This window comes from Streptomyces sp. AC512_CC834 (assembly GCF_019049325.1).
In the GTDB taxonomy this organism is placed as follows: Bacteria; Actinomycetota; Actinomycetes; order Streptomycetales; family Streptomycetaceae; genus Streptomyces.
The window spans coordinates 7,259-20,076 of record NZ_JAGMUO010000051.1; the positions used below are offsets into that span (position 1 = coordinate 7,259).

Annotated in this window: 2 protein-coding genes and 1 pseudogene; all 3 read right to left on the reverse strand. The window is 70.8% G+C overall.

Annotated elements, in window-relative coordinates:
- Positions 1-2,037 (reverse strand): type I polyketide synthase (locus KUM40_RS19055; protein ID WP_374227395.1); only part of this gene is annotated, 2,037 nt, incomplete at its 3' end.
- A 25-nt stretch (positions 2,038-2,062) separates the two neighbouring features.
- Positions 2,063-7,039 (reverse strand): type I polyketide synthase, encoded by a 4,977-nt coding sequence (locus KUM40_RS19060; protein ID WP_217167202.1) that lies wholly within the window; start codon positions 7,037-7,039, stop codon positions 2,063-2,065.
- A gap of 104 nt (positions 7,040-7,143) precedes the next feature.
- A pseudogene (locus KUM40_RS19065) lies at positions 7,144-12,786 on the reverse strand (beta-ketoacyl synthase N-terminal-like domain-containing protein); the annotation flags it as partial.
- Between the last annotated feature and the right edge of the window lie 32 nt (positions 12,787-12,818).

The window sequence follows — 12,818 nt, forward strand, 5'->3', positions numbered from 1 at the left end:
GAACACCGTCCGGTTCAGCAGCCGGGCATCATCACCCCACACCACCTCCCGCAACGACCGCCCCAGCAGACCGTCCAACCGCCCACACACCGCATCAAACGCAGAAGCAAACACCGGGAAGGCGTCATACAGTTCCCGGCCCATACCCAGCCGCTGACTCCCCTGCCCCGTGAACAGCACAGCCGTCAAACCATCCGACACCACCCCCTGCTGCACACCCGCGGCACTCTCACCCGCCGCCACCGACCCCAAAGCCGCCAGCAGCTCCTCACGGTCCCGGCCCACCACCACCGCACGCCGCTCCAACGCAGCCCGCGACGACACCAGAGACAACCCCACATCCACCGGCGACAGCGTGGCATCGCCGTCGACGTAGGCGTGGAGACGCTCGGCCTGCGCCCGCAGACTGTCGGCGTTGCGACCGGAGACGGACCACAGCACGGATCCGGACCGGACAGCCGGTGCCGGGGTGTCCGCACCGGCGGTCTCGGTCTCCTCGGCCGTGGGGAGCGGAGCCTGCTCCAGAATGATGTGCGCGTTCGTACCGCTGACGCCGAACGAGGAGATGCCGGCGCGGCGCGGATGATCGCCCTCGGGCCACTCCACGGGCTCCGTGAGCAGTCGTACCTTGCCGGCGGACCAGTCGATGTGCGTCGAGGGCTGGTCCACGTGCAGGGTGCGGGGCATCCGGCCGTGCCGCATCGCCATGACCATCTTGATGATGCCGCCGACACCGGCGGCGGCCTGCGCGTGACCGATGTTCGACTTGATGGAGCCCAGCCACAGCGGACGGTCCTCCGACCGCTCCTGCCCGTACGTCTCCAGCAGTGCCTGCGCCTCGATCGGGTCACCCAGCGTCGTACCCGTACCGTGCCCCTCGACAACGTCGACCTGGGACGCCGGTATCTGGGCCGCGGCGAGGGCCTGACGGATGACGCGCTGCTGCGACGGACCGTTCGGGGCGGTCAGGCCGTTGCTCGCGCCGTCCTGGTTGATCGAGCTGCCGCGCATCACGGCGAGCACCGGGTGGCCGTTGCGGCGCGCGTCCGACAGGCGCTCCACCAGCAGCATGCCCGCGCCCTCGGACCAGCCGGTGCCGTCCGCGGCCTCCGCGAACGCCTTGCAGCGGCCGTCGGGAGCGAGTCCCCGCTGCTTGCTGAAGGCGATGAACGGCGAGGGAGTGGACATCACCATGACGCCGCCGGCCAGGGCCAGGGAGCACTCCCCCGAGCGCAGGGCCTGGGCCGCCAGGTGCAGGGCGACCAGGGAGGACGAGCACGCCGTGTCCACCGTGACCGCCGGACCCTCGAGACCGAGGGTGTAGGCCACCCGGCCGGAGATGACGGCCGCCGAGCCGGCGGTGGTCATGTAGGCCTCGGCCAGTTCCGGTGCCGCGTCCAGGAGTGACTGGTAGTCCTGGATGCCAGAGCCCGCGAAGACACCGACTCGGCTGCCGCGGACCGAGGTGGGGTCGATGCCCCCGCGCTCGAACGCCTCCCAGGCGACCTCCAGCATGAGCCGCTGCTGGGGGTCCATGGCCTGCGCCTCACGCGGGCTGATACCGAAGAACGTGGGGTCGAAGTGACCGACGTCGTGGACGAAGCCGCCCTCTTGGACATAACTGGTCCCGGAACGGTCCCCGTCCTGGTCGAAGAGCCTGCCGATGTCCCAGCCCCGGTCGGAGGGGAACTGCGAGATGGCGTCCCGACCCTCGTCGACCAGCCGCCAGAGCTCCTCCGGAGTGCTCACGCCGCCGGGGTAACGGCAGCTCATCGCCACGATCGCGATCGGCTCCGGCTCCTGACCCTCGACTTCCTGCAGGCGCCGCCGGGTCTGGTGGAGGTCGGCCGTGACACGCTTGAGATAGTCGAGAAGCTTCTCGTCGTTCGCCATCTCAGTCTCTCCGAGTCCTGTAATTCGAAAGCCCGGTCTTGCGAGCCGGGAGGGCTGGTCAAATGGGCCGGAACGGCTTGTCACGTACCGGGTGGGGCCGATGACGCCGTGAGCCGGTCCTGCCACGGGCCGCCCGTCGTGCATGGGAAGAGGCCTGCGGTGTGCTCACTCAGGTGAGGCCGAGTTCCTTGTCGATGAAGTCGAAGACGTCGTCGGCCGATGCCGACTCCAGCTTCTGGCCGACGTCCGCGGCCTCGTCCGCCTCGGCGCCCACGACGTCGTTGAGTCGTGCCGCAAGGCTCTGGAGCCGGGAGACGATCCGGTCGGCCTCGATCTCCTTCGGGTCCAGACCGACGGCCGCAGCCTCGAACCGCTCGAGCTGGGTCAGCAGCGGCAGTCGCTCCGACCCTTCGGCCGCCGGGGCCAGTTCCGCGAGCAGGAAGTCCGCGAGCGCCGCCGGGTTGGCGTAGTCGAAGACCATGGTGCTGGGCAGTTTCCTGCCGGTGGCGGTGCTCAGCCGTCCTCTGAGGTCGACGGCCGATACGGAGTCGAAGCCCAGGTCGTCGAAGGCCCGCTTGGTGTCGAGCGCGGTGGCGTCGTCGTATCCGAGCAGGGCCGCCGCGTGCGAACGGACGAGTTCGTGCACCGCCCGGCTCTGTTCGGCCTTCGGCAGCCCGGCCAGCCGCGTCGCGAACTCCGGTGCGGCGGACCCTGACGACTCCTCCTCGGTGTCGCCGGCGAGGGCCGCCCGTACGTCGGGAATCTCATCGATCAGGGGACGAGGCCGGGCGAGCGTGTAGGCCGGGACGAACCGTGACCAGTCGAAGTCCGCCACCACAAGGTGGCTCTCGTCGCCGTCGATCACCTGACCCAGCGCGCCGACGGCCGTGCTGGGCGTCATCGCCGGCGCGCCCATGCGGCGCATGATCGCGCTGAGTTCGGCGTCGACCATGCCGCCCTCCCACGAACCCCAGGCGACGGACGTGGCCGTCAGTCCGCGGGCACGGCGCCGGTGGGCGAGACCGTCCAGGAAAGCGTTGGCACTGCCGTACGCCGCCTGCCCACCGCTGCCCCATACGGCCGAGCCGGAGGAGAACAGCACGAACGCGTCCAGCGGCCGGTCCGCCAAGAGCTCGTCCAAGTGCAGCGCACCCAGAATCTTCGCCCGGCCGACTTCAGCGAACTCCTCCAGGTCCAGCTCGGGCAGGGAGGCGATGCGCTGCGGCAGGCCGGCCGCGTGGACCACCGCCCGCAGGGCCGGGCCGTCGGACAGCGACTCCAGCAGGGCTGCCAGAGCGGTGCGGTCGGCGACGTCGCAGGCGGCGATCGTGACGCGGGCGCCCAGAAGCTCCAGCTCCGTCGTGAGGGTTTCGGCGCCCTCCGCGGCGGGACCGCGACGGCTGGTGAGTACGAGGTGTTCCGCGCCGTTCCGGGCGAACATGCGGGCCACGTGCGCGCCCAGCCCGCCCGTGCCACCCGTGACAAGAACCGTGCCACCGGCGACGAAACGGCGCCGGGAGCCGGGTCCTGTCCCGGAGCCGTCCATGTCCTGGCTCCGCGTCGCCGTGCCGGGGTCGACGCCGAGCGGGGAACGAACCATGCGCCGGACGAACACGCCGTTGGGCCGGACGGCGACCTGGTCCTCACCGTTGTCCGCGCGCAGCACAGCGCTCAGGCGGCGCACCGCCCGGGCATCAGGCGTCTCGGGAACATCGATCATGCCGCCCCAGCGGCCCGGCTCGTCCAGACCGAGGCTCGCGCCCAGCCCCCACAGAGCCGACTGGTGCGGACTGAGAAGTTCCGCCGAGTCGTCCACGGCGACAGCGCCCCTGGTGACGCACCACAGGGGTGCGGTGACCTCGGCGTCCTGCAGCGCCTGCGCGAGAAGTACGGTCGCGGCGCCTCCCTGGGTGAGCACCGGGTGGCGCGGGTGCGGACGGTCGTCGAGCGCGAGCAGCGAGAGGATCCGGCGGGGACCGGCGGCCGAGACCACCGCACGGAGTTCCCCGGCCAGCGCGGCACGGTCGGGGTCGGCGACCTCCAGCGACACGACCTCCACCTCTGCGGCGAGTGCCTCGGTGATACGCGAGGCGGTGTCGCCCGCTCCGGCCGAAGGCCGAATGACAAGCCAGGTCTCCGCGGTGGCAGAAGCGTCCGCCGGGGTGTCGAACGCCGACGCTTCGGTCGGCTTCCAAGTCACGCGGTAGCGCCAGGAGTCAAGCAGAGCCGCTTCTTTACGACGATGACGCCAGTCAGCCAACGCTGGTACAACCGGCTTGAGTTCGTCCGCCGACAGCTCCAACTCCGCGGCGAGTGAGGAGCTGTCTCCTCTCTGCACCGCATCCCAGAAGGCGGCGTCAATGGTGTCCACCGGTCCGACGCCCTCGGTGCTTCGGGCCACAGAGGCGGAGCTGTGGCCCGGTCCGGCCTCGGCGGGCATGCTGGCGGTCGACCAGTAACGGCGCCGCTGGAAGGCGTAGGTGGGCAGGTCGACGCGTTCGGCGCCGCGTCCGGCATAGAAGGCGGTCCAGTCGACAGTGCCGCCCGAAGCGAACACCTGCCCCAGCGCCGTCACCGCCGTCACATCCTCCGCACGGTCCTTGCGCAGCACCGACGCGAACGTGACCTCATCAGCAGCCGTGTCGAGAGTCTGCCGGGCCAAACCCGTCAGAACCGGATCCGGACCACACTCCACAAACCGCACCACACCCTGCTCATGCAGGGCAGCCACCCCGTCGGCGAAGCGGACGGCCTCACGCACGTGACGTACCCAGTACTCGGGGTCGGTGAGCTGCCCCGCCACCGCGAGGGCACCTGTCACGTTGGACACGACGGGCAGGGACGGCTCCGCATACGACAGCGACGCCACCAGCCCACGGAACTCCTCCAGCATCGGCTCCATCAACAGCGAATGAAACGCATGCGACACCCGCAACCGGGACACCCTCCGCCCCAAAGTGGTGAAGTGCTCAGCCACGGCATCGACATCGGCCTCGGTGCCGGACACCACCACAGACGTCGGCCCGTTGACCGCGGCGATCCCGACACCGTCGGACAGCACCGGCAGGACCTCTGCCTCGGTGGCCTCCACCGCCAGCATCGCCCCGCCCTCGGGCAGCGCGTCCATCAGCCGGCCCCGCGCCGCCACCAACACGGACGCGTCCTCCAGGGACAGCACCCCCGCCACATGCGCAGCGGTCACCTCACCAATCGAGTGCCCCGCCACGAAGTCAGGGCGCACACCCCAGGACTCCACCAGCCGGAACAACGCCGTCTCCACCGCGAACAACCCCGCCTGCGCAAACACCGTCCGGTTCAGCAGCCGGGCATCCTCACCCCACACCACCTCCCGCAACGACCGCCCCAGCAGACCGTCCAACCGCCCACACACCGCATCAAACGCAGAAGCAAACACCGGGAAGGCGTCATACAGTTCCCGGCCCATCCCCAGCCGCTGACTCCCCTGCCCCGTGAACAGCACAGCCGTCAAACCATCCGACACCACCCCCTGCTGCACACCCGCGGCACCCTCACCCGCCGCCACCGACCCCAACGCGGTCAGCAACTCCTCACGGTCCCGGCCCACCACCACCGCACGCCGCTCCAACGCAGCCCGCGACGACACCAAAGACAACCCCACATCCACCGGCGACAGTTCGGACCGCTCACCCACCCACCCGGCAAGCCGCTCCGCCTGCGCCACCACCGCAGACGCGCCACGCCCCGACACCACCCACGGCACCACCGACGAACCCACCGGAACCCGCGCAGCCGACGCCTCCGCCAGCTCCTCCACCGGCGGCTCCTCCACGATCACATGCGCATTCGTCCCACTCAGACCGAACGACGAGATCCCGGCCCGCTTGAGGTGACCGTTGTCGGGCCACTCCATCCGCTCGGTGAGGAGCCGGATGTTGCCGGCCGTCCAGTCCACGTTGGGGCTGGGCGCATCCACGTGCAGCGTCTTCGGCATCACGCCGTGGCGCATCGCCATGACCATCTTGATGATGCCGCTGACACCGGCCGCGGCCTGCGCGTGACCGATGTTCGACTTGATGGACCCCAGCCACAGCGGCTGGTCCTCGGGACGGTCCTGGCCGTACGTCGCCAGCAACGCCTGCGCCTCGATCGGGTCACCCAGCGTCGTACCCGTACCGTGTGCCTCCACCACGTCGACCTGGTCGGCAGCGAGCTGTGCACTCGCCAGAGCCTGCCGGATCACCCGCTGCTGCGACGGTCCGTTCGGGGCCGTCAGACCATTGCTCGCCCCGTCGCTGTTGACGGCGCTGCCGCGGACGACCGCCAGCACGGGGTGGCCGTTGCGGCGTGCGTCCGACAGGCGCTCCACCAGCAGCATGCCCACGCCCTCGCCCCAGCCCGTGCCGTCGGCCGCCGCGGCGAACGCCTTGCAGCGGCCGTCGGGGGCCAGACCACGGTCCTGACTGAAGCCGACGAAGGACACCGGGGTGGACATGACGGTGGCGCCACCGGCCAGTGCCAGTGAGCAGTCCCCCGCGCGCAGTGCCTGGATGGCCCAGTGCAGGGCGACCAGGGAGGACGAGCAGGCCGTGTCCACGGTGACCGCCGGACCCTCGAGACCGAGGGTGTACGCGATCCGCCCGGAGGCGACGCTGGCCAGCGAACCGGTGCCGCTGTCGGCCGAGTAGTCGTGGTAGACGACACCGGCGAACACACCGGTGCGGCTGCCCTTGAGGGACAGCGGATCGATGCCGGCCCGCTCGAACGTCTCCCAGGACGTCTCCAGCAGCAGCCGCTGCTGAGGATCGGTCTCCCGGGCCTCTCGCGGGCTGACCTTGAAGAAGTCGGCGTCGAACTCACCGGCGTCGTGCAGGAACCCGCCCTCACGGCAGTAGGTCTTGCCGGGTGTGGCCGGTTCCGGGTCGTACAGCTCCGCGACGTCCCAGCCACGGTCGTCGGGGAAGAGGGAGATGCCGTCACCGCCCGAGCCCACGAGGTCCCACAGGTCCTCCGGCGAGGTGATGCCACCGGGATAGCGGCAACTCATGGCCACGATCGCGATCGGCTCGTGCTGCCGGGACTCGGCCTCGCGCAGGCGCCGCTTGGTCTGCTGCAGGTCCGACGTCGCGCGCCTGAGGTATTCGCGCAGCTTCTCGTCGTTGCCCATCTGTCCCTCTTCCCCCTCAATCCGTTCTGCTCATACGGTTCGTGGACCTGAACCTGGACCTGAACTTGGACCTGGACCGGTCCGACGCCGACGCCGACGCCGGGCTACGCGATGCCCAGCTCGCTGTCGAGGACGTCGAAGAGCTCCTCGTCCGTGGCCGACTCGTAGCCGGCCGAGGAGTCGTCCGTCGTGGCCCCGCCCCTCGCGTCGTGCCAGCTACGCACCAGCGCCTCGAGCCGGCTGGTGATGCGTTCCTGCTCAAGCCCGGCCGCTTCGGCACTCAGTCCGGTCAGCAGCGCCTCCAGCCGGTCGACCTCGCCGAGCACCTCCTGGGCCGGGCCCGCGCCGTCCTCCGGGAGGATCAGACCGTCGATGTACTGGGTCGCCGCGCGGGAGTTCGGGTGGTCGAAGACGAGCGTTGCCGACAGGGACAGGCCGGTCATCCGGTCCAGTCGCCTGCGCAGTTCCACCGCGGCCAGCGAGTCGAATCCCAGGTCCTTGAAGGCCCGGTCGGCTTCCACGGCGGTCGCCGAGGCATGACCCAGCACCGAGGCGACCTGTGAGCGGACGAGGTCCAGGAGTTGACGGCCCCGCTCCTCGGGAGTGAGGGACAGCAGCCGCCTGCGGAGTTCACGGCCCGTGTCGGCGGCCCCCGCCGAGGAACGTGGCACCCTCACGATGCCGCGCAGCGCGGCCGGCAGTTCATCGGGACGGGCGCGCAGAGCGGCGCGGTCGAGGCGCAAGGGAACCAGGACGCCTCCGTCCTCACCGTCGCCGTCACCCTCGCCACCGTCTGTCCTGGCCATGGACACGGCCAGGGCACGGTCGAACAGACCGAGTCCTTCCCCGGCCTCCAGATAGGGCGTGCCGAGTTCGCTCGCCCGCTGCCGGAGCGCGGCGTCCTCCGTTCCGTCGGACCCGCCGCTCCACGGGCCGAAGGCCAGGGAGAGGCCCGGCAGTCCCTGGGCGCGGCGGTGCTGGGCGAGCGCGTTCAGGAATCCGGCCGCGGCGGCCTGGTTGGCCTGGCCGACACCGTGCAGCAGGCTGGTCGAGGACGAGACGAGCACGAACGCCGCGAGGTTCGCACCCCGGGTGAGCTCGTGCAGGTGCCAGGCGGCGCCCGCCCTAGGCAGCAGCGCCGTCTCGACGCGGTCCCGGGTCATCGCGTCGAACAGGCCGTTGGCCGCGGTGAAGGCCGTGTGCACCACGGCGTTCAGCGGCTGTCCTGCCGGTACGTCGGCGATCGCCCCGGCGAGTTCCTGCCGGTCGGACAGGTCGCAAGAGCGCACGACGACGTCGGCGCCGGCGGCACGCAGGTCGCTCACGTCGGGCGCCGCGGCCTCCTTGTCACACACGAGCAGCAGATGCCGTACGTCGTGGTGGTCGGCCAAGTGCCGGGCGATCAGCATCCCGTTGCCGTCAACGCCGATGGTGACCAGCACCGTTCCTTCGGCCATGGACGGCCGGGACGGGACCGGGGCGGTGTGGGCCGCCGGGCCGAAGGTGCCGGATCCGAGGGCCGGATCGGCCGCGACGAGCCGGGAGACGAGAGGCCGGCCCTCGCGGATCGCAACGTCCGGTTCCCCGTCGTGCAGGAGCGCCAGGGCAGCGGGCAGCGCGGCGCGGGACTGCTCGGAACCATCGAGGTCCAGCAGCCCGAACCGGTCCGGGTCCTCGGCCTGGGCCGAGCTGACGAGGCCACGCAGTGCGGCCTGGACCAGCCCCGCGGTGTCCGGGGTGGCGGAGACGGCGCCCTCCGTGACCACGACGAGCCGGGCCGAGCCGAGCCGTTCGTCCGCGGTCCAGGACTGCACTGCCAGGCGTATCCGCTCCAGCACGGAACGGGTGTCGGACAGCACGTCCCGGTCCGCGTCGGTGTCGGCATCGGCGGAGGCAGCGGGCGCGGCGACCATGAGTACGGTCTCCTCGGCCGCGTCCCCGCGTGCGACGGCTTCGGCGAAGGAGGCGACGTCGGGGTGGACCGGAACAGAGGTCTGCCCCAGAGCGCCGGAGGTGTCGGTGCCGAGCACCGCCCACGTCTTCTGCTCGGACGGCGCGGACGACGCGGACACGTCGTGGTGTTGCCACTGCGGGCGGAACATGGCATCAGGACGGCTTCCGGTGGCCAGGGCGAGCCTGTCCTGTGTCATGGGGGCGGAGGTGACAGACCCCGCCGACAACACCGGGCCGCCCGCCGAGTCGGCCAGGTCCAAGACCAAGCCCTCGGTACCCTCCGTGCTTTGCGGGCGCGCCACACGTACGCGCAGGGTCGTGACACCCGGTGCGTGCCGGGAGACCCGCTCCCACTCCAGCGGCAGCGTTACTCCGTCCTCCGCACCGGGGACGAAATGCCGCAGGAGGGCGGCGGCCTCGAACAGCACCGGGTGAACGGTGAAGCCCTCGGCCTCGTCCGGTGCGCCCTCGAACCCAAGGAGCGTCACTTCGGCGAAGGCCTCGTCACCGCGCCGCCACAGAGCCGAGAGGGCCTCGAGTGCGGGCCCGTGCCCGTATCCGCGCCTGAACAGTGCTCCGCGGGCTTCCTCGACATCCACGGAGGTCGCACCGGGCGGCGGCCACTGAGTCAGATCGGCGTGCGACTGCTGCGTCTCGACCGTCAGAGTTCCGGTCACGTGCAGAACGCTCGGTGAGTCCGCGTCCATCCCCTTGGAATGGATGGTCACCTTACGGCTGCCGTCTTCGTTCGCAGGCGCGACGGACACCTGGAAGGTCGGCTCTTGGTGTTCGGACAGTGCGAGAGGCACGTCGACGCTGAGCTCGCTCACGCCGTCACAGCCGACGAACGCCCCCGCCGCGAGAGCGAGTTCGACGAATCCGGCCGTGGGGAACAGCGCCGTGCCCAGCACGTCGTTCTTCCTCGCCCAGGAATGCGCCCGGGACGACAGCCGTCCGCTGAGCACCACGCCGTCGCTGTCGGCGAGGGTGAGCGCGGCCTTCAACAGCGGATGCTCGGCGGTGTCGAACCCCGCCGCACCGAGGTCACCACCACCGACCTGCGCATCGACCCAGTAACGGCGCCGCTGGAAGGCGTAGGTGGGCAGGTCGACGCGTTCAGCGCCGCGTCCGGCGTAGAAGGCGGTCCAGTCGACGGTGCCGCCCGAGGCGAACACCTGCCCCAGCGCCGTCACGGCCGTCACATCCTCCGGACGGTCCTTGCGCAGCACGGACGCGAACATGACCTCATCGGCAGCCGTGTCGAGAGTCTGCCGGGCCAGACCCGTCAGAACCGGGTCCGGGCCGCACTCCACAAACCGCACCACACCCTGCTGATGCAGAGCAGCCACCCCGTCGGCGAAACGGACGGCCTCACGCACGTGACGCACCCAGTACTCGGGGTCCGTCAACTGCCCCGCCACCGCCAGGGCACCCGTCACATTCGACACGACGGGCAGGGACGGCTCCGCATACGACAGCGACGCCGCCACCGCACGGAACTCCTCCAGCATCGGCTCCATCAACGGCGAGTGGAACGCATGCGACACCCGCAGCCGGGACACCCGCCGACCCAGCGTGGTGAAGTGCTCAGCGACCGTGTCGACGTCGGTCTGGGTGCCGGACACCACCACGGACGTGGGCCCGTTGACGGCGGCGATCCCGACACCGTCGGACAGCACCGGCAGGACTTCCTCTTCGGTGGCCTCTACGGCCAGCATCGCTCCGCCCTCGGGCAGCGCGTCCATCAGCCGGCCCCGCGCCGCCACCAACGTCGCCGCGTCCTCCAGGGACAGCACTCCCGCCACATGCGCGGCGGTCACCTCACCGATCGAGTGCCCCGCCACGAAGTCGGGGCGCACACCCCAGGACTCCACCAGCCGGAACAACGCCGTCTCCACCGCAAACAACCCCGCCTGCGCGAACACCGTCCGGTTCAGCAGCCGGGCATCATCGCCCCACACCACCTCACGCAACGACCGCCCCAGCAGACCGTCCAACCGCCCACACACCGCATCGAAAGCAGACGCGAACACCGGGAAGGCGTCGTAGAGTTCCCGGCCCATCCCCAGCCGCTGACTGCCCTGACCCGTGAACAGCACAGCCGTCCGGCCACCCGCACGCGCCCGCACCACCGAGCCTTCCACCCCGCCCAGCGCGGTCAGCAGCTCCTCGCGGTCCCGGCCCACCACCACCGCACGCCGCTCCAACGCAGCCCGCGACGACACCAAAGACAACCCCACATCCACCGGCGACAGTTCGAGCCGCTCACCCACCCACCCGGCAAGCCGCTCCGCCTGCGCCACCACCGCACCCGCGCCACGCCCCGACACCACCCACGGCACCACCGACGAACCCACCGGAGCACCCACAGCCGACGCCTCGGGCTCGGCAACCGGCACCGCGTCCATGACCTCGCCGTCCTCGGAGGTCACCTCCGCCGGTTCCGCCAGCGGCGGCTCCTCCACGATCACATGGGCGTTCGTCCCGCTCAGACCGAACGACGACACACCCGCACGCCGCGGGCGCCCGTCCTCGGCCGCCGGCCACTCCCGGGCCTCCGTCAGCAGACGCACAGCACCCGCGTCCCAGTCCACCTTGGACGAAGGCTCGTCGGAGTACAGGGACTTGGGCATCGTCTCGTGACGCATCGCCATGACCATCTTGATGATGCCCGCGACACCCGCCGCAGCCTGCGTGTGGCCCATGTTCGACTTGATCGACCCCAGCCACAGCGGACGGTCCGCCGCCCTGTCCTGGCCGTACGTCTCCAGCAGCGCCTGCGCCTCGATCGGGTCACCCAGCGTCGTACCCGTACCGTGCCCCTCGACGATGTCCACGTCACCCGGGGCCAGTCGTGAGCCGGACAGGGCCGCCTTGATGACGCGCTGCTGCGAGGGGCCGTTGGGAGCGGTGAACCCGCTGGAGGCGCCGTCCTGGTTGACGGCACTGCCGCGCACCACGGCGAGCACCGGGTGACCGTTGCGACGTGCGTCGGACAGCCGCTCCAGGAGCAGCACGCCCACTCCTTCCGAGCAGCCCATGCCGTCGGCCGACTCGGAGAAGGACTTGCAGCGGCCGTCCTTGGCGAGGCCGCTCTGCGTGCTGAAGTAGACGAACATCTCGGGGTTGGACATGACGGTGACGCCGCCGGCCAGGGCGAGCGTGCAGTCTCCGCGGCGTAGGGCCTGCGCGGCCGTGTGGAGGGCGACCAGCGACGAGGAGCACGCCGTGTCGACGGAGACCGCCGGTCCCTCGAGGCCGAGGGTGTAGGCCACCCGGCCGGTGACCAGGCTGCCGGCGCTGGAGCTGCCCGCCTCCTTCCCCTGGGCGTAGTCGTGGTACATCACGCCCGCGAACACGCCGGTGCGGCTGCCCTTCAGAGACAGCGGGTCGATGCCCGCACGCTCCACGGCCTCCCAGGACGACTCCAGGAGCAGCCGCTGCTGGGGGTCCATGACCAGCGCCTCGTTCGGGCTGATACCGAAGAAGTCGGGATCGAAGTCCGCCGCGTCGTAAAGGAAACCGCCCTCCTTCGCGTACGTCTTCCCCGCCCGCCCGGGCTCCGGGTCGAACACGCCCGCATCCCAGCCACGGTCGGAGGGGAACTCCGACACCGCGTCCACACCGTCCGACACCAGCCGCCACAGATCCTCCGGCGACGCCACACCACCCGGGAAACGGCACGCCATCCCCACGACCGCGACGGACTCGTCGTCGGGCTTGCGTGCCGCCTCGTCGAGACATCTGCGAGCGTCCCGCAGCTCTGCGAGAGTGCGCTTGAGGTATTGAAGGAGCCGTTCCTCGTTGCTCACAGGTGGCCATCTCC

Coding starts and splice junctions, on each gene's coding strand:
- KUM40_RS19060 (WP_217167202.1), bottom strand. CDS start 7,039: ATGGGCAACGACGAGAAGCTGCGCGAATACCTCAGGCGCGCGACGTCG.